This window comes from Aestuariivivens sediminis, from assembly GCF_022662105.1.
GTDB lineage: Bacteria > Bacteroidota > Bacteroidia > Flavobacteriales > Flavobacteriaceae > Aestuariivivens > Aestuariivivens sediminis.
The window spans coordinates 105,678-126,130 of the sequence record NZ_JAKMCP010000002.1 but is presented as its reverse complement, the minus strand read 5'-3'; the positions used below and the strand labels follow the sequence as shown (position 1 = coordinate 126,130).

Below are 20,453 nucleotides of genomic sequence, written 5' to 3'. Positions count from 1 at the left end.
AATGAACACTTTACTGTCTATTGAAAAGCGCAATGCTGTTTTATTAAAAATGGCATCACTTTTACAAGAAGAAAGGAAAGCCATAATAACCATCAACAAGAACGATTTACAAGCATATGATGGTGATGACATTTCCATGTATGACCGATTAAAGGTTGACGATGCCAAGGTGGATGACATGATAAAATCGGTAACACATTTAGCATCACAAGAAGACCCCGTTGGTGTAGAACGATTTCGATTTACACATGACAATGGTATGCAAGTGTACAATAAAACAGCATCGTTCGGAACGGTATTAATCATTTATGAATCGCGACCCGATGTCACCGTGGAGGCAGCTGGTATAGCCTTTAAGTCGGGTAATAAAATATTATTAAAAGGAGGAAAGGAATCTTTGAACTCCAATTTAAAAATTGTGGAATTATGGCACAAAGCATTAAAGGAGCAAGGAGCATCTCAGGATTGGGTGGAATATTTGCAATTTAATCGATCCGAAACCCGGGCTTTTTTGGAAAAGCCAACGCAACAGGTCGATTTAATTGTTCCACGTGGTGGAGAACGATTAATTGCTTTTGTAAAACAACATGCGGTGTGCCCCGTCATTGTTAGTGGACGTGGTAATAATTTCGTATATGTGCATAAAGAAGCCGATTTGGACATGGCCTTACGTATTATTGTAAATGCCAAAACGGCCAAAATTTCGGCATGTAATGCCTTGGATAAGGTGTTGATTGATAAACACCTGTTCAATAAAGAAGAATTTGTCCATAATCTGATTTCAAAATTAAAGGAATTTGATGTGGAAATATTAGGGGATGAGGCTCTATCAAAGAACCATGACATTAATTTGATTACTTCAGAAGACGTGTGGTACGAAGAATTTCTGGATTATAAAATTGTGATTGGTGAGATTGCATCGAATCAGGAGGCTATAGTTAAAATTAATACCTATTCCGGAGGTCATTCGGCCTCAATAATAACAGCAAATGCAGCAGAAGCGCAGTTATTTATGGAAAATGTAGATACTGCTGCAGTCTACCATAATGCTTCCACACGTTTTACCGATGGAGGACAGTTAGGCTTGGGAGGGGAGTTGGCTATTAGTACGGATAAATTACACCAACGCGGGCCCATAGGCCTTCAACATTTAGTAACCAATAAATGGTACGTTCATGGCAACGGACAGATACGATAAAGTGCATAAAAAGAAACGCATATTACTAAAAATAGGATCCAATACCTTAACAAAAGAAACCAATAACATTTCCAGAGGTAAGATTGAGGACATTGCAAATCAAATTGCAATGCTCAAAAACACTTGTGAATTTATTATTGTTAGTTCCGGGGCTATCGCAGTGGCCAAACAGTTTGTAAAGCTGGAAAGTAAACAAGAGGATGTCTTTGTAAAACAAGCATTGGCGTCTATTGGTCAACCCCATTTGATTCGGATTTATCAGGAGATTTTTAGGGAATATGGCTTATTAACATCGCAGTGTTTATTATCTTATTCCGATTTTAAGAAAGATGACAGTAAAACAAATATCGTGAACACCATTAATGTTTTGGTCAATAATAATTACATTCCCATTATTAATGAAAACGATACGGTGGCTACAGATGAAATTAAATTTGGAGACAACGATAAGTTAGGAGCCTTAACCGCCTCCCTTTTGGAGGTGGATTTATTTATTATTGCCACCAATACCTATGGGATTTACACTAAGGATTCCTTAGAAAATCATGACCCGGAGACCATAAGTGTTGTTGAGGATTTTAAAGCCTTGGAAAAGCAGGTTGTAGATTCTAAGTCTTCACATGGAAGTGGTGGGATGCAGTCCAAAATAGAAGCAGCAAGGTTAGCTAAAAAAGCGAATATTGAAACCTGGATTGTAAATGGTATGGAAGATCATTTTATGTTAAATGCCTTTGAAAATAAGATACCCTTTACCAAAATAAAGTAATAACCGTTCAGGTCTGAAAAAAAATGATTTTACCCCTAGAACAATGCATTATAGAACCCTTGAGTAAAAATAAACAGCATGAAGAATTATACCTCTATACATGATATTGACCATATGGAATCCTGGATTGGGGAAGCCAGAGAATTGAAGGCTCATCCCTTAAAGTATATGGATTTGGGGAGAAACAAAATTCTGGGACTGCTATTCTTTAATTCTAGCTTACGAACCCGGTTGAGTACGCAAAAGGCCGCTTTAAATTTAGGCATGAACCCGATTGTTATGAATGTGTCTGGAGATGCGTGGGGCATTGAATTTGGAGATGGAACCGTAATGAATGGGAATACCGCCGAGCATATTAAAGAAGCTGCCGCGGTGGTCTCGCAGTACTGCGATATTGTTGCAGTTCGGGCCTTCCCAACATTGGTAGACAAAGCTAAGGATGAGCGTGAAGAGGTTTTAAATTCTTTCGTTAAATATGCCTCAGTGCCCGTTGTGAATATGGAAAGTGCGACAGGACACCCGCTTCAGGGATTCACTGATGCCATTACCATATCAGAATTTGCTAAAAAAACCAAACCTAAAGTGGTGTTAAGTTGGGCACCACATATGAAGGCACTTCCACATGCCGTGGCCAATAGCTTCACTCAAGCCATGCATAAAATGGATGTTGACTTTATAATTACTAACCCGGAAGGCTATAATTTAAATCCAGAAATAACGCGTAACACACCAATAATACACAACCAAGATGAAGCATTTGAGGATGCCGATTTTGTTTACGTGAAAAACTGGAGCAGTTATACCGAATATGGTAAAGTAATGCTTACGGATCCGAGCTGGATGATTACTAAGGAAAAATTGAAACAGGCCAAGTTCATGCATTGTTTACCCGTTCGTCGAAATGTAATTGTTGAAGATGCCGTTTTGGATGGCGATAGTTCCATTGTGATAGCGCAGGCCAATAACCGAACTTATGCAGCTCAATTGGTACTTAAAAAATTATTGGAAAATATAACCTAACTAAAACGTTTGCTTTCCTTGGAAGGAATGGAGATAAATAGCCGATGAAAAAGTTATCTATAGTAAAAATAGGAGGAAATATCATAGAAGATGAGACCGCTTTAAATGCATTTCTAAAACTATTTTCCAATTTAGAGGGTTATAAAATATTGGTTCATGGTGGTGGTAAACGTGCTACAAATATCGCTTCAAGATTGGGTATTGAATCCAAAATGGTCTATGGAAGAAGGGTGACCAATGCCGAAACCCTTGAAGTCATTACCATGGTATACGGGGGGTTAGTCAATAAAAATATCGTGGCCAGGTTACAAGCCTTACAAGTCGATGCTATTGGTTTGACAGGTGCCGATATCAATAGTATAATGTCAGAGAAGCGACCGATTAAAGACGTTGATTTTGGATTTGTGGGCGATGTGAAGCAGGTAAACCATAATGGCGTCAACAAATTAATAGAAGCCAATTTTACCCCGGTGTTTTGTGCCATTACCCATGATGGTCATGGCCAATTGTTAAACACCAATGCCGATACCATTGCTTCGGAAATCGCCATTGGAATGAGCCACATTTTTGAAACGTCTATATATTATTGTTTTGAGCTGAATGGGGTCCTTAGGGATGTCAACGATAAGAATTCGGTTATCAAACATATGGATACAAACCTGTATGCTGAGTTGTTAGTGGAAGGGGTTGTTTCAGATGGTATGCTTCCTAAATTGGAGAATTGTTTCCATGCGTTGCGTCATGGTGTGAAAACCATAAATTTGGGGAATACTTCCATGTTAAGCCAAGAAAATGATAGTTTTACAAGAATAACACTTTAAAATGACGCTAAAAGAATTAACCAAAGATGCCATATTACTTCTAAAACAGCTGATTGAAACGCAGTCGTTTTCATCAGAGGAAGATCAGACGGCATCCCTTATTGAAGCGTGGTTTAGCCGTTATGACATCAATTGCAAACGGACTCAAAATAATGTTTGGGCAACGAATGCCTATTTTGATGACAAAAAGCCTACACTGTTGTTGAATTCACACCATGACACCGTAAAACCCAATAGTGCCTACACTAAAAATCCATTTAAAGCTATAGTAGAGGATGGTAAACTTTATGGATTGGGAAGCAATGACGCCGGAGGTTGTTTGGTGTCCTTAATGGCGACCTTTACTTATTTTTATAAGCATAAGGATTTACATTATAATTTGGTCCTTGTTGCCTCAGCAGAAGAAGAGAGCAGTGGTCCTAATGGTTTAAATAGTATGCTGTCCATTATTCCAAAGATTGATGTGGCCATTGTTGGTGAGCCTACCCTCATGCATCTTGCAATTGCCGAAAAAGGATTGGTGGTTTTTGATGCCGTTGTTAAAGGGACTCCAAGTCATGCGGCGCACCCGAATGATGATAATGTTATTTACAAATCTATTGACGTTTTACAATGGTTTAGAGATTTTAAATTTGAAAAAAGTTCGCCTGCCTTGGGTGATGTGAAGCTGACCGTTAGTCAGATAAAGGCAGGGAAACAACACAATGCGGTGCCTGCAGATTTGGAACTGGTGATAGATGTTCGTGTGAATGATGCCTATACCAATGCTGAAATAGCTGAAATATTACAAAATGAAGCACCCTGCGATAGTATCACACCGCGCAGTCTGCGATTAAATTCATCCTCTATTCCTGCAGACCATGATTTGGTGAAGGCAGGAATTGCCATGGGACGGTCCACTTATGGTTCGCCAACATTATCCGATCAGGCTGTGCTTTCCTGTCCAAGCTTAAAATTGGGTCCGGGGGATAGTACCAGATCACATTCGGCAGATGAATTTATTTATTTAAAGGAAATAGAAGAAGGAATACAAATGTATGTGGAATTGTTAACGCGGGTAATTGTGTAACAGATCTGTTACTCTGAGCATCCGCCTAACAGTCAGACGGTCAGTCAAGGGGACTAAAAATATAAGTTTAACTAATATAATGGAAGGCAGAAATTTTTGCTTTCGCAGAACATCATGAAACTCTGGGATAAAGGCTTATCAATCGATAAAAAAATAGAACAATTTACCGTAGGTAATGATAGGGAAATAGACATGCACATTGCCAAATTTGATGTGATCGCCTCTAAGGCGCATGCCATAATGCTTGAAAAAATTGGCATTATAAATGCCGAGGAGCTGGGGCAATTGTTATCAGGTCTTCAGGTATTGGAGGCACAGATTGAAGCCGGCACTTTCGTAATCGATGAACAGTTTGAAGACGTACATTCCAAAATAGAATTCGAACTGACCAAAAGTTTGGGCGAGGTTGGTAAAAAAATCCATACTGCACGATCAAGGAATGATCAGGTTTTGGTAGCCTGCCATTTGTATTATAAGGAAGGTTTGGGCCTGGTAAAAGACAAGGTAAAAGCCCTTTTTAAGACGCTATTGGAATTGGCGGAATTGCATAAGGATAAAGTTCTTCCAGGGTATACGCATTTGCAGGTGGCCATGCCATCCTCTTTTGGACTTTGGTTTTCGGCTTACGCCGAAATTCTGATTGACGATGTCTATTTGTTAAATGCAGCTTTAAAAACAGTCGATCAAAATCCGTTGGGTTCTGCAGCCGGTTATGGGAGTTCATTCCCAATCGATAGGGAATTAACAACTCAAGAGATGGGATTTGAAACCTTGAAATTCAATGTTGTAGCAGCACAAATGGCACGCGGTAAAAATGAAAGAACCATTGCCGCGGCTTTGGGAAGTTTAAGTAATACGCTGTCACGATTTGCTATGGACGTATGCGTGTATATGAGCCAGAATTTTGGATTTATATCCTTCCCGGATGCGTTAACCACGGGGAGTAGTATTATGCCACACAAAAAGAATCCCGATGTCTTTGAATTGATACGGGGTAAATGCAACAAAATTCAAGCTCTGCAGACCGAAATGATTTTGATTACCAACAATTTACCAAGCGGGTACCATAGAGATTATCAGTTGTTAAAGGAACATATGATTGCTGCTTTTGAGGAGTTGAAGGCTATTCTTGATATTTTTAATTATGCCATCCAAAGGGTCATTGTAAACGATATTGATCTTAATGACGATAAGTATAAATACCTCTTTACGGTTGATAATATTAATACTTTAGTGGTTGGCGGTATGAGCTTTAGGGAAGCTTATCAACAAATAGGGGGTCAGGTGCAGGATGGTACCTATGAACCGGATATGTCAAAAAAACATACTCACATAGGAAGTATGCATCATTTGTGTTTAGATAAGATAAAGAAAAAGTTTCCATTGTGAAATGAATTTAAAATTTTAAGATTATGCGGGTTATACCTGTTCTGATTATTTGTTTACTAGGTATTATGAATCAAAATTTTGCTCAAAATGAGATGATTGACCTGTGGAAGGAGGCTATTCCTAATTCCCGAATTTCCGACGAGCAAGAACGTGTTGAGGTTGATGAAATTGTTAGAATATCACGAGTTCAAAAACCAACATTGGAAATCTTTTTGCCGGCAAAACGTGCCGCATCAGGACGTGCTATTATTATTTGTCCTGGCGGAGGGTATACGTATTTGTCTTATGATTGGGAGGGTACCGATATTGCCAAATGGTTTAATGGCATTGGGGTAGCTGCTTTTGTACTAAAATATAGGTTGCCCGATTCGAAATCGGTTAAAACATCTTATGAGGCTCCTTTACAAGATGCTCAACGTGCCATTAGAATTGTGCGATCTCGTGCTGAAGAATGGCATATTGATCCCAATAAAATAGGGGTCATTGGATTTTCGGCAGGAGGTCATTTGGCGTGTACCCTGGGAACCCAATTTGCCACTCCCAATAACTTTAAGGAAACAAGCCTTGATTCGCTTTCGGCCAGGCCTGATTTCATGGCATTAATTTACCCCGTCATTACAATGAAATCGGATTATACACATAAGGGTTCCCAGAGATCTTTATTAGGCATGAGTCCGGATAAACGTTTAATCGACCAATATTCTAATGAAATACAAGTGACATCATATACCCCGCCTACCTTTATTGTTCATGCGCAGGATGATGACGTTGTACCGGTAGAAAATAGCATACGGTTTTATAAGGCCTTAAAGGAGAATAAGGTGCCAGCCGAAATGCACCTCTATCCAAGCGGTGGCCATGGTTATGCTTTGGCCATAAATCAGGACCACTTAAACACTTGGCCTGAACGATTGCGGGAGTGGTTGCAAAATTTGTAATATAACAATATTGGATTCCATTGTTATTGTAATCCCCTTTATTTGTAATGCCTATTTCGAATGAAAAAGTTAGATTGAAGGAAAAGGGTTTTATGATACGATATCAACCTGTTCTATATGGTTTTAATGCACATCAGGGCAAAAATAAATACGAATTAAATTACAAAAATAAGTAGATGAGCCGGTCAAGGACCAAACACAAACTGCGACATATTGCAAGTTATAAGAGGGGTAAATGAGCGTTTGTGGTGCAGGCCATAAGATGTGTATAAGGCATCTCAAATTAAAAAAACAAAACCATTATGAAAACCTATTCATTTCTATTTCTAGTACTCATCATAAACGTCCTGGGCTATTCGCAAAATCCGGAACCGACAGATGAACAACGAGTTATAAAGGTAATACATCAGTTTTTTGATTCATTGGAAACCAAGGATTCATTGCTTAGGCGACAGACTACCTTGGATGAATCACTTATTTGGCGCCGTTACAGTGATGAAAACCCGGTTAGAATTGACTCCCGGTTTTCCAAGGATGATATACCTATAATGCACGCCTTACCTGATATGAAAGAAATCCCAAAAGACTTTGATATACATGTGCATAATGGTATTGCGGTCGCTTGGGTACCTTATGAATTTTGGATCGATAAAAAATTTTCTCATTGTGGCGTTGATGTTTTTACCCTTTTTAAAATGGATGGGGATTGGAAAATTATTAGCACAGCCTATACCGTGGAAAAGATAAATTGCGATAGGTTGAAGCCTAAAAAATAAATCTCAAAGCACAATACCAGATCTAATTCAGTGCAGGAACAGGGAACATAAAAAAAATAAAATTTAAATGTAATTTAATTTCTCCACACATAATCCCTAAGGAATGTCAACGCTGAAATCTTTGAAAAATCTAATATATAAACCTTTGGAAGCAAAATTAATGAAGGGACTCCTTAAATCCGATAATGGGAACATGGTGATGCATAATGAGTGATATTCCCACAATATGACAATAACCATAAGGATACATAAAATTTAAAAACCATTAAACATATCTTGCCTAAAGACATTTTTTAAATGGAAGTACCTCCTTAAAAATGGGAATTCAAAATTTGAAATTTTGTACTCAGTTCTTTAAAAGAATTAAGAAAAAGATATTATGGTTTATGAGGATCGTCATTTGTTTTTGGGTAAAGCAAAGATGACTTGTTTCATAAAAATTTTGATTATCTTGAATTTAATTTTTGTTGGAGTCAATTTCCAAAGAACACCGGGTGTTTAAACAAATGTCTGAATGAAAAACATCAATTTAACCTTTATTTTATTGGCACTTATTGCTGAAATAATTGGGACAGTTGGTGGTTTTGGCTCATCTGTATTCTTTGTTCCATTGGGGAATTTCTATTTTGATTTTTATTCTGTTCTGGGACTTACAGCAATTTTCCACTTGTCCAGTAATTTGAGTAAAATAGTGTTGTTCAAAAAAGGACTAAACAAGAAGTTGTTACTAACTATTGGATTGCCATCAGTGGTTTTCGTTATTCTAGGTGGATTTTTATCAAAGGTTTTTAAAAGTGATTTTTTAGAAATGATATTGGGCGTGTTCTTGGTAGGGTTTAGTTTGTTGTTTTTAATCAATAGTAAGATTGTGTTTTTACCTAATGTGAGAAATGCCATTGTTGGAGGTTCTTTTTCGGGTTTTTCGGCAGGTTTGTTAGGAACAGGAGGAGCCATAAGAGGTTTGACTATGGCGTCATTCAATTTGGAGAAAAGTGTATTTATCGCAACTTCTGCATTCATAGATTTTTTAATTGATTTATCCAGAACAGTTGTGTATTACAATAATGGATATATTCATAACCATGATTTAAAATACATACCTTATTTATTCGTAATTGGTTTAGTGGGGTCATTTCTTGGAAAAAAGATTTTGACATTTATCCCACAAGGGAAATTTAGAAAGCTGTCTTTGGTTTTTATTCTGATTATTGGGGCAATAACCATTTTGAAAATAATAATAACGTAGTGAGACACTGAGGTAATGTGATAACACCATCTGGTATGACGTTTTGTTGGCATAGTGTCATACTTATTTTAGTAGGGATGAGATATGATTATTTATAATTTAATGAAGCAGAAGTAAGGCTCCATTTTTAATTAAGAGATCGTAAGCTTTAAAAAACTATGAGCTACATTAAGACCTTAACATAGCTACAACCATTTAAGAACGAACTTCATCAAGATATCATCAGGTCCGTTGCTTATCTGCCAGATAATTTATGAAGCAATTCATAGAACGCTAATCCTAAACCACAGAATAGAAGCTATCGTTAGTTGTCACCAAAAAAAAAGTGCATCGGAAGATGCACTTAAAAATCCCAATATTTTTAATTTTTGGTGACTAACTCAAAATAATTAAATAATAGTGGATTGTCCTAAATGTATGTTAGTAAAGTTTAAATTAGTTTCGTTAGGGTTATTTATAAAATCTTCAATAAAATCACCAACCTTGGTCGTTGTAATATGATCGTATTTGGTATTGAGGTCTGGTGTGGTAATGTGTAATTGTAAGGATTTATCAACGCCTGTTCTAATCAGGGAAGCCTCTTCAGTCAATCCAAAATGGTCCAATAACAGGGCCGCCGATAAGATGGACGCTATGGGATTTGCAATGCCTTTATTGGCAGCTTTTGTATAGGCCCCGTGAATGGGTTCAAACATCACATACTTATCACCTATAGATGCAGAGGCCAATAAACCAATGGACCCCACTATAACACTGGCTTCTTCAGATAGGATGTCGCCAAACATATTCTCGGTTAGAATAACATCGAATTGCTTGGGGTTGATAATGAGCTGCATTGCCGCATTATCAATATAAATACAATTCAATTCAACGTCAGGATATTGTGGGGACAGTTCAAGAACAACCTTACGCCAGAGCTTGGAACTGGCCAAAACATTGGCTTTGTCAACTAAAGTTAACTTTCTCTTTCTGGATTGTGCCGCTTTAAAGGCCTGATGTGCAATCCGCTCAATTTCAAATCGAGAATAGGCACAGGTATCTGAAGCATGATTGCCGTCAGCACTTAAAAATTTATCACCAAAATAGATGCCACCTGTCAACTCACGATAAATCAATAAATCGGTCCCTCGTATTTGTTTTATTTTTAAGGATGATTTGTATAATAAATCATCATAGGCAATAACAGGTCTTATATTGGTGTAGAGATCGAAGGTTTTCCTAAGACCCAAAAGCCCTTGCTCCGGACGTACAGTGGACTCGGTGTCGTTATTGTATTTGGTATGTCCAATAGCTCCAAACAAAATAGCATCTGCTTCTTCGCAAATGCTAATGGTTTCTTCGGGTAACGGGTTGCCCGTTTTATCTATGGCGCAAGCACCAATCAATGCTTTTTTAAAAGTAAAAACATGATTAAACTCCATAGCAATAGCCTTCAAAACCTTTACGGCCTGAGCGGTGACTTCCGGACCTATGCCGTCACCTGGTAAAACAGCTATGTTTAATTTCATGTTTTTTTTGTTAAGCAGAAGTAATTTCTTTATATACTCTGCTATTTTCAATAATTTGATGTATATCGTTATCGTCTATTTCCTTCTTGTTATCAGCGAAATTGAGAAAATCAACATAAATTTCATCCAACTGAAGTTTGGTTAACTCATACCCAATATTCTTTGCCCTGTAGGCTAATGCCGCCCTTCCGCTTCTGGCGGTAAGTACGATAGCCGATTCCGTTACGCCAACTGCTTTCGGATCTATGATTTCATAGGTTTCACGATTTTTTATTACACCGTCCTGGTGTATACCGGAACTGTGGGCAAAGGCGTTTGCACCAACAATAGCTTTGTTGGGTTGAGTGAAAATACCCATGCTATCCGAAACCAACTGGCTAATACCATATAGCATTTCAGTTTGTATCCCTGTATCCAGATTTAAATAAGGGTGTTGTTTTAAAATCATGACCACTTCTTCTAAGGCTGTATTTCCAGCTCGCTCACCAATACCGTTAATGGTACACTCTATTTGTCGGGCACCATTAATAACCCCTTCTATAGAGTTGGCCGTAGCCAGTCCTAAATCGTTATGACAATGGCAGGATAAAATGGCTTTATCGATTCCTTTTACGTTTTCTTTAAGGTATTTTATTTTTGCCCCATATTCATTAGGCAAACAATACCCTGTGGTATCAGGAATATTTAGAACGGTTGCACCTGCTTTAATCACTTCTTCACAAACCCGAGCCAAGTAATCGTTATCCGTTCTACCTGCATCTTCAGCGTAAAACTCAACATCTTCCACAAATGATTTGGCATAGCTTACAGCCTTTACAGCACGTTCAATTATGGCTTCCCGATTGGATTTGAACTTATGGGTTATATGGGAATCGGATGTTCCAATACCTGTATGAATTCGTGCAGTTTTAGCATGTTTAAGAGCTTCGGCAGCAACTTTTATATCATTTTCCACGGAGCGCGTCAAACCACAGACCGTAGCATGTTTTACAATCTTAGAAATAGCTTCAACCGATTTAAAGTCTCCAGGGCTTGATACCGGAAAACCAGCTTCAATAATATCTACACCTAAGTTATCCAGTTGTTCAGCGATTACTAATTTCTGTTCAGTATTTAGTTTACAACCGGGAACTTGTTCGCCATCCCTTAGCGTAGTATCAAAAATTTGGACTCTATTATCAGACATTTATTAAAATATATTTTCTTATTGTAATACGAATGTATATTTTGGTTTCGTAAAAACAGAATTCATCGTATGGTTATTACGATGTTTAAATCAATAATAGTTTATTTAATTACTTGTAAAACAATTAATTAGCATTGATTTTGTAACTATGACAAGAGAGCAAAAAGATAATTTGTTTGTGCTGGTAAAATCTTTGTCCAAGTCGGAAAAAAGACAATTCAAGCTTTATGTTGGAAGATTGGGGGTTAATGAAGATTCAAAATTTTTAACGCTTTTCAATATATTGGATAAACTTTCAGTTTATGATGAAACCGTTATTCTTAAAAAGGGAATTGTTAAAAAACAACAATTGTCCAATTTAAAAGCACATCTCTATAAGCAAATATTGATAAGTTTAAGACTTAACCCATCACATCAAAATATTAGGATTCAAATTCGGGAACAACTCGATTTTGCGACCATTCTATATCATAAGGGCCTGTACAAGCAAAGTTTGAAAATATTGGATAAGGCCAAAAATTTGGCTATAGCCCATGAGGAAAAAAACGTGGCCTATGAGATTGTCGAACTTGAAAAAGTTATTGAATCACAATACATTACAAGAAGCATTAGTAACCGGGCGGATGAGTTAACCATTCAAGCCAAAGAACTGAGTTTACAAAATGTTTTAGCTAGTAAATTATCTAATTTGTCATTGCAACTGTACGGAATTTTCTTAAAAACGGGTTACGTAAAGAATGATAAGGAGCATCAGGTTATCACTAAATACTTCAATAACAGACTTCCTAAATACGACATTAATAAATTGGGTTTTCGTGAAAAGCTATGGTTGTATAAATCCTATTTGTGGTACAGTTTTTTAACGGTAGATTTTTTATCCTGTTATAAGTATGCTTCCAAATGGGTCGATCTCTTCTATGACAATAAAGATATGATTGTTTTAAATCCCGTTTTTTTCTTAAGGGGCAATCATTATTTATTAGAAGCACTTTTTTATTTACGGCAATATGAAAAGTTTAAAGACACCTTGACGAAACTGGAGGAGGTAACTAAAAAAAAGTGGTTTCCTTTGGATGATAATAATGAGGGATTAGCATTTCTATACGTCTACAATAACAAATTCAATTTGCATTTTATAGAAGGTAGTTTTAAAGAAGGCTTGCCTTTAATTGACGAACTCTTAAGACAACTTCAACATTATAAAGATAGAATTGACGAACATCACATCATGGTTTTTTATTACAAAATAGCCAGTATGTACTTTGGTGCTGGAGACACTAAAAAATGCATCGTTTTTTTGGATAAAATAATAAGTAATAAGTCCTTGCAAATGCGTGAAGATTTGCTATGCTTTTCTAGAATTTTAAATTTAGTGGCGCATTACGAAGCCGGTCTGGATTACAACTTGGATGTACTCATTAAAAGTACCTATAAGTTTTTAATAAAAATGGAAGATTTGTATGAAGTACAAAAAGAGATTATTAGATTTCTAAGGGGATTGGGTGATATATATCCGCATGAAGTTAAGGGCGCATTCATCAAATTACATAAAAAATTAAAGGCTTTTGAAGATGACCCATACCAAAAACGACCGTTTTTATATTTGGATATTATTTCCTGGCTGGAATCTAAAATTAACAATCAACCTATTGCTCAGGTGATCCGAAATAAATTTTTAGAAAATCAAGGTAAAAAATAATTTTTTTGGAATTTCCCATTGAAAAATTTGGATATTAAATTTTTCTAACCGAATATTTGCATTAGTAAAGTTCAAAATACGTATTGAGATGTTATCAAGAAAGGTGGAGGGATTAGACCCTGTGAAACCTTAGCAACCCTCTATCTATGTAGAGAAGGTGCTAAATTCTACCCTGTCCTAAATGATGTACTGAAATTTTCAGTCTGTTGTCAGGACCTCTCGGATAGATAACCAACAAAATTACTTTCAGTAATTTTTGCAAATTCTTTTTAACATTTTTCTATTAGGTACACCTTAGAGGTACATTTGGCTTTTTAATCCATAATTAAAAAAAATTAGAAAAATGAGCACACACCATTTAGCAACAAACGCCTTACACGCCGGGCACGATGTTACCCAACATTCTGGGACCCGGGCAATTCCTATTTACCAAACTACGTCCTATGTTTTTAGAGATTCCGAACATGCGGCCAATTTATTTTCGCTCAAGGAATTGGGCTTTATCTATACCCGGTTGAACAATCCGACCAATCAAATTTTACAGGAGCGTTTAGCGGCTGTTGAAGGTGGTATTGGAGCCGTGGTATTTGCATCTGGAACGTCTGCCATCTCCACAGGACTGTTAACCCTTTTACGTGCTGGCGACCATATTATAGCATCGAGTAGTTTGTATGGTGGAACCTATAATTTACTTAATGTGACCTTGCCTAGATTGGGAATAACCACAACATTTGTTGATGCCTCAGATCCTGAAAATTTTTCAGAAGCCGTTCAAGAAAATACACGCGCATTTTTTGTGGAATCCTTAGGGAACCCTAAATTAGATGTGTTGGATCTGGAGGCTATTGCTGAACATTCAAAACGAGCAGGAGTACCGTTTATAGTGGATAATACCGTAGCGACCCCTGTGTTGTTGAATCCTATAAAACATGGAGCGGATATTGTAATTCATTCTTTGACCAAATACATTGGTGGCCAGGGAACTTCAATTGGGGGAGCGATTATCGATGCGGGAACATTTGATTGGTCTAACGGAAAATTTCCGGAGTTTACTGAACCTTCAGCTGGATATCACGGGTTGAAATATTATGAAACCTTGGGGGCGGCCTCATATACCTTTAAACTTATTTTAGAAGGTCTTAGAGATTTCGGAGGTGCATTAAGTCCAACGAATGCGTTTAATATCCTTCAGGGATTGGAAACTCTGCCGATTAGAATTAAAAAACATAGCGAAAATGCCTTGGCATTGGCAACATGGCTTGAAGAACAAGAGGAGGTCGCCTGGGTTAATTATCCGGGGTTGAAAAGTAGTAAGTACAAAACTTTAGCGGATAAATATTTACCCAAGGGACAAAGTGGGATTGTAACTTTTGGTGCCAAAGGGGGTTTTGAAGCGGCTAAAACCATTGCCGACGAAACCAAATTATTTTCGTTACTGGCGAATATTGGCGACACCAAATCGTTGATAATTCATCCGGCAAGTACCACACACCAACAGTTAACCGAAGCAGAACAGGAATCGGCAGGAGTGTCGGCAGATTTAATTAGGTTGTCTGCAGGTATAGAAGATATAGAGGATTTAAAAGCAGATTTAAAAGCAGCATTCGATAAAATTTAGAGATTGAAACACGAATTAGAACATATCATTATTTCAAACTTTACCACCGTCAGTAAGGTACTTATCCCCGAGATAAAATTAAGTTATCAGTTGTTCGGTCAGAAGTTGGGGACGGCACCGGTAGTGTTGGTGAACCATGCTTTGACAGGAAACAGTAACGTGGCGGGTGAAGATGGATGGTGGCAGGATTTGATTGGGGTTGATAAGGTCATAGATACCAATCGCTACACTATTTTGGCTTTTAATATTCCCGGTAATGGTTATGACGGATTCGTTATAGATAATTATAAGGATTTTGTAGCACGAGATGTTGCTTCCCTATTTTTAATTGGCTTAGAACGATTAAACACGGGAAAACTATTTGCAGTAATAGGAGGCTCTTTAGGAGGAGGTATTGCCTGGGAAATGGCAGTTTTAAAACCAGACGTTACGGAGCATTTAATACCTGTGGCCACCGATTGGAAATCTACGGATTGGTTAATAGCCAATTGTCAAATTCAAGAACAGTTTTTGTTGAATTCCAAAAATCCGGTACACGACGCACGGATGCATGCCATGTTATGCTATCGAACACCAGAATCGTTTAAAGCCCGTTTTCAGCGTTCGAAAAATGAGGATTTAGAGATTTTTAATGTAGAAAGTTGGTTGTTGCATCATGGTAAAAAGTTACAAGAGCGTTTTCAGTTATCAGCTTATAAATTGATGAACCAATTGTTAAAGACCATTGATGTTACCAAAGATCGAAATCCCGATTTTAATGTGTTAGAACGTATTGAGGCTAACATTCATATCGTAGGAGTAGACTCAGATCTGTTCTTTACGGCCGAGGAAAATAGACAAACCCACAAACAACTTGCGGTAACCCATGCCAATGTAACGTATAATGAAATTCACTCCTTACACGGGCATGATGCTTTTTTAATGGAATATGAACAATTAGAAAAAATTATAGAAGGCATTTTTGTGCCCGATTCTAAAAAGAAAAGAATGAAAGTACTGAAATTTGGTGGTAAATCCTTGGCAAATGGTAAAGGTCTTGAAAAGGTTGTTTCCATCATCGAAAAGAAAGTCCTTGAAGGGGAACGCATTACCGTAGTGGTTTCTGCCCGAGGTAGTGCCACAGACGATTTGGAAACTGTTTTAAATGAAGCCTTAAAGGGCGAGGATTATAAAACTTCATTTGATATCTTTAAAACATATCAATTGGAACCTTTAAAATCCATTGACTTTTCAGAGGAATTTTCAATTTTAAATAAATTATTTGAAGGAGTTAGCTTGCTTAGGGATTACAGCAAGAAAACCAAAGATGAAATTTTGGCGCAAGGAGAATTAATGTCGGTTAAAATGGTTACGGCCTTATTAAACCAAAGAGGGATTAAGGCAAAAGCCACCGACTCGCGAGAACTCATTAAAACAGATGATGTTTTTGGTAATGCACAACCCATTTCACAAACCTCAAAAGAAAATATCAAGCAATATTTTAAGCAAAATAATGGGGAAACGGTTAATATAGTTACCGGTTTTATTGCTTCAAATTTAAAGAATGAGACAACCACTTTAGGAAGGAATGGTAGTAACTATACTGCAGCGTTGTTGGCTAATTATTTAGACGCAGAAGAATTGCAGAACTACACCCATGTGAATGGGATTTATACTGCAAACCCGGATTTGGTAGAAGACGCTAAAAAAATAAAGGAACTGTCATTTAGTGAAGCGAATGAATTGGCCAATTTTGGGGCTCACGTGTTGCATGCCAAAACCATTATTCCCTTAGTGGAGAAGAACATCAATTTACGGATTTTAAATACTTTTAATGAAGATGACGAAGGAACTTTAATTACGGCAAAACCTAGTTCTAAGGAAGTGACCTCGCTATCGGTATTGGATAATGTTGCATTGTTAAACCTGGAAGGACGAGGACTTTTGGGTAAAAGTGGGGTTGATGCCAGGATATTCGGTGCCTTGGCCAACAAGGATATTAGTGTGAGTATAATATCCCAGGGATCTTCAGAAAGGGGTATTGGGTTTATCATTGATGCCGATAAAGCAACCCAAGCGGTAATCGCTTTGGAGCGTGAATTTGAAAATGATTTCTATTCGCAGGATGTGAACAAAATAGATGTCGTAGACGATGTGTCTGTTATTTCAATTGTGGGTATAGAATTGAGTACATTTCACAAACCATACAATGCGCTTATTAAAAACCAAATAACTCCCTTATTGTTCAACAATACGGTTACGGGTAAAAATGTGAGTTTGGTCGTTAAGAAAAATCAGTTACATAAAGCCCTGAATGTCATTCATGGTGAAATTTTTGGGATATCCAAAAAAATAAACATTGCTATTTTTGGCCACGGAGGTGTTGGAGGGGCACTAATCAATCAGATTTTAAAGTCCAAGGATGAGATTGAAAAGCGAAAAGGGATCCATTTAAATGTTTTTGCTATTGCAAACTCCAGAAAATTGTTGCTCAATAAAAAGGGAGTCGATGCAAATTGGCGACAACATATGAAAACTTCACCTTTAGCCAGCAGTATTGAAGACGTTGTTACATTTGCCAAATCACACCATTTAGAAAATCTTATTGCAGTCGATAACACTGCGAGCACGGAGTTTTATAGAAATTATATCCCCTTGGTTGATGCAGGTTTCGATTTGGTTTCTTCTAATAAAATAGCCAATACCATATCCTTTGAATTTTATAAGGAGTTACGGAAGCATTTAAAAAACCATAATAAGCAATATTTATATGAGACAACTGTAGGAGCAGGCTTGCCGTTAATAGATACTATTAAACTTTTGCATGAATCTGGTGAGAATATTACAAGAATTCGTGGTGTGTTTTCTGGAACCCTTAGTTATTTGTTCAATAATTTTTCAGTGAAGAACAAACCTTTTAGTGCTATTGTACAAGAGACCATAGATAAAGGCTTTACAGAACCGGATCCGAGGGAGGACTTTTCTGGGAATGATGTGGCCAGGAAACTGTTGATTTTGGCACGAGAGCTGGATTTGCAAAATGAATTTAAAGATGTTTCCATTCAGAATTTAATTCCTGAAGCCTATCAACGTATTTCTGTAGATGCCTTTTTATCGCAATTGGAGGTATTAGATGAGGAATTTCAAAAGATAAAAGACCGTCAAAAACCGAATCATGTATTGCGTTTTGTAGGAGATTTGTCGGGAGATTTATCACAAGATAAAGGGAATTTAGAAGTGAAACTCATATCCATTCCGGAAGACAGCACTTTGGGTCATGTGAAAGGTAGCGATGCTATTTTCGAAATATTTACGGAGAGCTATGGCGAGCAGCCCATTGTCATTCAAGGGGCCGGTGCAGGAGCCGAAGTTACTGCAAGAGGGGTATTTGGAGATATTTTAAGGCTATCCAAACATATAAATTAAGAAAATAATGTTAGATTGAGTGAGGTAAAAATCTAGGTAAAGAAAATACAATGAGCAAAGCAAAAAGGCATATCGAAACTGAAGCTATCCGCACGCAATTAAAAAGGACGGAATTTTTAGAGCATACCAGTCCCCTGTATTTGACCTCAAGCTTTGTTTTTGAGGATGCAGAGGATATGCGTGCCTCATTTACAGAGGAAAAGGAACGAAACATCTACAGTCGGTTTACCAACCCGAACACGTCGGAGTTTGTAGACAAAGTTTGTCAGATGGAGGGTGCCGAAAGCGGTTATGCTTTTGCTACCGGAATGGCAGCTATCTACTCAACGTTTGCGGCTTTGTTGAAAAGTGGAGACCATATTGTTTCTGCCCGTTCTGTTTTTGGTTCAACACACACGTTGTTTACCAAATATTTTCCGAAATGGCACATTGAAACCACCTATTTTGACGTCAACAAACCTGAAACGATAGAGGCCTGTATAACCGAAAACACGAAAATATTATATGCTGAAACTCCAACCAATCCTGCAGTAGATATTATAGATTTGGATCTTTTAGGACATATTGCCAAAACTCACAACCTTATTTTAATTATAGATAACTGTTTTGCCACTCCATATTTGCAACAACCGATGAAGCATGGGGCTCATTTGGTTATTCATAGTGCCACCAAGCTTATAGACGGACAGGGAAGGGTGTTGGGAGGTATAACTGTGGGTAATACCGATTTAATTCGTGAGATCTATTTGTTTGCCAGAAATACAGGACCGGCATTATCGCCATTTAATGCCTGGACCTTGTCCAGAAGTTTGGAAACCCTTGCCGTGCGCGTTGACAAACATTGTGATAATGCCTTGAAAGTTGCAGAATTTTTGGAAAATCACCCAAAAGTGAATTGGGTGAAATATCCGTTTTTAAAGTCACATCCACAGCATAAAGTGGCTAAAAAGCAAATGAAGTTAGGCGGTAATATTGTTGCCTTTGAAGTGAAGGGCGGAATCGAAGCAGGACGACAATTTTTAAATCAATTAAAAATGTGTTCATTGTCCGCCAACCTGGGCGATACACGAACTATAGTGACACACCCTGCAAGCACCACCCACAGTAAACTTTCGGAAGCAGATCGATTGGAAGTGAGCATCACAGATGGTTTGGTAAGGATTTCGGTAGGATTGGAACATGTTGAGGATATTATTCTGGATTTGGAACAAGCGTTAAAATAACTATATTAGCAGTATGCTATCCAAAAAGACGAAATATGGTCTAAAAGCGCTTACTTATATCGCTCGACAAGAGGGAGAAAGCCCTGTTCAAGTAGGGGAGATCGCTAAAAGCGAACAAATTCCTCAAAAGTTTCTGGAAAGTATATTGTTAACACTCAGAAAGGCCGGTATTTTAGGGTCTAAAAAGGGTAAGCATGGGGGATATTATTTAAGAAAATCCCCTTCAGATATTAAAATGACCGAGGTGATGCGTGTGCTGGAAGGACCTATTGCCATGGTGCCCTGTGTAAGTTTAAATTTTTATGAAAAATGTGATGATTGTCCGGATGAAAACTTATGTAGCGTCCATAGACTCATGATTCAAGTGCGTGATAATACCTTGTACGTCTTACGAAGTACCACTTTGGAAGACCTTTCAGCCATAAATTGAATGCAAGATTTCTAAGATTAATTGAATTTCACTACGTTATTTGCATTTTACCCAAAAAATTTTACCGTTTTCCTAAAAAACTGTTATTCGGGTTTGTAGTCTCATAAAAAGTATTATTTTTGTAATTCCTATTAAATTGATAGGATTAATATTAAAACAAA

16 protein-coding genes and 1 riboswitch are annotated in these 20,453 nt (G+C 37.5%); of the genes, 14 read left to right on the top strand and 2 right to left on the bottom strand.

Going from position 1 to position 20,453, the window contains the following annotated elements; translation table 11 throughout:
* Window position 1: 1 nt before the first annotated feature.
* From MR054_RS04990 to MR054_RS04950, 9 genes are all read left to right on the top strand, one after another.
* The gene (locus tag MR054_RS04990; RefSeq protein WP_242156629.1) at window positions 2-1,198 is read left to right on the top strand and encodes a glutamate-5-semialdehyde dehydrogenase; all 1,197 of its coding nucleotides are present in this window, start codon (window positions 2-4) and stop codon (window positions 1,196-1,198) included.
* Window positions 1,176-1,964: a glutamate 5-kinase gene (gene proB, locus MR054_RS04985; protein WP_242082576.1), complete on the top strand. Its 789-nt coding sequence runs from the start codon at window positions 1,176-1,178 to the stop codon at window positions 1,962-1,964. Before MR054_RS04990 ends, proB begins: the two co-directional genes overlap by 23 nt.
* Window positions 1,965-2,042: 78 nt before the next feature.
* Window positions 2,043-2,984 (top strand): Rossmann-fold NAD(P)-binding domain-containing protein, encoded by a 942-nt coding sequence (locus tag MR054_RS04980; RefSeq protein WP_242156627.1) that lies wholly within the window; start codon window positions 2,043-2,045, stop codon window positions 2,982-2,984.
* A 44-nt stretch (window positions 2,985-3,028) separates the two neighbouring features.
* A complete protein-coding gene (argB, locus tag MR054_RS04975) occupies window positions 3,029-3,805 on the top strand; it encodes an acetylglutamate kinase (RefSeq protein ID WP_242156625.1) in 777 nt (258 codons plus the stop codon).
* Window position 3,806: 1 nt separating this feature from the next.
* Window positions 3,807-4,874, top strand: coding sequence for a M20 family metallo-hydrolase (locus MR054_RS04970; protein ID WP_242156623.1), 1,068 nt, complete (start codon window positions 3,807-3,809; stop codon window positions 4,872-4,874).
* A 114-nt stretch (window positions 4,875-4,988) separates the two neighbouring features.
* On the top strand, window positions 4,989-6,263 hold the full coding sequence (gene argH, locus MR054_RS04965) for an argininosuccinate lyase (RefSeq protein ID WP_242156621.1): 1,275 nt from the start codon (window positions 4,989-4,991) through the stop codon (window positions 6,261-6,263).
* Window positions 6,264-6,328: 65 nt separating this feature from the next.
* Window positions 6,329-7,201, top strand: a complete 873-nt coding sequence (locus MR054_RS04960) for an alpha/beta hydrolase (RefSeq protein ID WP_242156608.1) — start codon at window positions 6,329-6,331, stop codon at window positions 7,199-7,201.
* A gap of 302 nt (window positions 7,202-7,503) precedes the next feature.
* On the top strand, window positions 7,504-7,977 hold the full coding sequence (locus MR054_RS04955) for a nuclear transport factor 2 family protein (RefSeq protein WP_242156600.1): 474 nt from the start codon (window positions 7,504-7,506) through the stop codon (window positions 7,975-7,977).
* A gap of 514 nt (window positions 7,978-8,491) precedes the next feature.
* The gene (locus tag MR054_RS04950; protein ID WP_242156590.1) at window positions 8,492-9,223 is read left to right on the top strand and encodes a sulfite exporter TauE/SafE family protein; all 732 of its coding nucleotides are present in this window, start codon (window positions 8,492-8,494) and stop codon (window positions 9,221-9,223) included.
* 389 nt (window positions 9,224-9,612) lie between these two features.
* Here the strand turns inward: MR054_RS04950 and leuB are convergent, their stop codons facing one another.
* On the bottom strand, window positions 9,613-10,731 hold the full coding sequence (gene leuB, locus MR054_RS04945; protein ID WP_242082563.1) for a 3-isopropylmalate dehydrogenase: 1,119 nt from the start codon (window positions 10,729-10,731) through the stop codon (window positions 9,613-9,615).
* A gap of 10 nt (window positions 10,732-10,741) precedes the next feature.
* Complete coding sequence (locus MR054_RS04940) at window positions 10,742-11,917, bottom strand: 2-isopropylmalate synthase (protein WP_242082561.1); 1,176 nt, start codon at window positions 11,915-11,917, stop codon at window positions 10,742-10,744.
* Window positions 11,918-12,065: 148 nt separating this feature from the next.
* On the opposite strand from MR054_RS04940, the gene MR054_RS04935 reads away from it, so the two are divergent.
* The 5 genes from MR054_RS04935 (at window position 12,066) to MR054_RS04915 (ending at window position 20,292) form a co-directional block, all read left to right on the top strand.
* Window positions 12,066-13,616 carry a hypothetical protein gene (locus MR054_RS04935; protein ID WP_242082560.1) on the top strand — a complete coding sequence of 517 codons (1,551 nt, stop codon included), beginning with the start codon at window positions 12,066-12,068 and terminating at the stop codon, window positions 13,614-13,616.
* Between the two features lie 88 nt (window positions 13,617-13,704).
* A riboswitch (SAM riboswitch) is annotated at window positions 13,705-13,804 on the top strand.
* A 155-nt stretch (window positions 13,805-13,959) separates the two neighbouring features.
* Window positions 13,960-15,234: an O-acetylhomoserine aminocarboxypropyltransferase/cysteine synthase family protein gene (locus MR054_RS04930; protein WP_242156588.1), complete on the top strand. Its 1,275-nt coding sequence runs from the start codon at window positions 13,960-13,962 to the stop codon at window positions 15,232-15,234.
* Between the two features lie 3 nt (window positions 15,235-15,237).
* Window positions 15,238-18,639 carry a bifunctional aspartate kinase/homoserine dehydrogenase I gene (gene thrA, locus MR054_RS04925; RefSeq protein ID WP_242156585.1) on the top strand — a complete coding sequence of 1,134 codons (3,402 nt, stop codon included), beginning with the start codon at window positions 15,238-15,240 and terminating at the stop codon, window positions 18,637-18,639.
* A gap of 50 nt (window positions 18,640-18,689) precedes the next feature.
* A complete protein-coding gene (locus MR054_RS04920; RefSeq protein WP_242156583.1) occupies window positions 18,690-19,862 on the top strand; it encodes a trans-sulfuration enzyme family protein in 1,173 nt (390 codons plus the stop codon).
* 13 nt (window positions 19,863-19,875) lie between these two features.
* Window positions 19,876-20,292: an RrF2 family transcriptional regulator gene (locus MR054_RS04915; RefSeq protein ID WP_242082554.1), complete on the top strand. Its 417-nt coding sequence runs from the start codon at window positions 19,876-19,878 to the stop codon at window positions 20,290-20,292.
* The last annotated feature ends 161 nt before the right edge of the window (window positions 20,293-20,453 follow it).

Coding starts and splice junctions, on each gene's coding strand:
- MR054_RS04990 (WP_242156629.1), top strand. CDS start 2: ATGAACACTTTACTGTCTATTGAAAAGCGCAATGCTGTTTTATTAAAA.
- proB (WP_242082576.1), top strand. CDS start 1,176: ATGGCAACGGACAGATACGATAAAGTGCATAAAAAGAAACGCATATTA.
- MR054_RS04980 (WP_242156627.1), top strand. CDS start 2,043: ATGAAGAATTATACCTCTATACATGATATTGACCATATGGAATCCTGG.
- argB (WP_242156625.1), top strand. CDS start 3,029: ATGAAAAAGTTATCTATAGTAAAAATAGGAGGAAATATCATAGAAGAT.
- MR054_RS04970 (WP_242156623.1), top strand. CDS start 3,807: ATGACGCTAAAAGAATTAACCAAAGATGCCATATTACTTCTAAAACAG.
- argH (WP_242156621.1), top strand. CDS start 4,989: ATGAAACTCTGGGATAAAGGCTTATCAATCGATAAAAAAATAGAACAA.
- MR054_RS04960 (WP_242156608.1), top strand. CDS start 6,329: ATGAATCAAAATTTTGCTCAAAATGAGATGATTGACCTGTGGAAGGAG.
- MR054_RS04955 (WP_242156600.1), top strand. CDS start 7,504: ATGAAAACCTATTCATTTCTATTTCTAGTACTCATCATAAACGTCCTG.
- MR054_RS04950 (WP_242156590.1), top strand. CDS start 8,492: ATGAAAAACATCAATTTAACCTTTATTTTATTGGCACTTATTGCTGAA.
- leuB (WP_242082563.1), bottom strand. CDS start 10,731: ATGAAATTAAACATAGCTGTTTTACCAGGTGACGGCATAGGTCCGGAA.
- MR054_RS04940 (WP_242082561.1), bottom strand. CDS start 11,917: ATGTCTGATAATAGAGTCCAAATTTTTGATACTACGCTAAGGGATGGC.
- MR054_RS04935 (WP_242082560.1), top strand. CDS start 12,066: ATGACAAGAGAGCAAAAAGATAATTTGTTTGTGCTGGTAAAATCTTTG.
- MR054_RS04930 (WP_242156588.1), top strand. CDS start 13,960: ATGAGCACACACCATTTAGCAACAAACGCCTTACACGCCGGGCACGAT.
- MR054_RS04920 (WP_242156583.1), top strand. CDS start 18,690: ATGAGCAAAGCAAAAAGGCATATCGAAACTGAAGCTATCCGCACGCAA.
- MR054_RS04915 (WP_242082554.1), top strand. CDS start 19,876: ATGCTATCCAAAAAGACGAAATATGGTCTAAAAGCGCTTACTTATATC.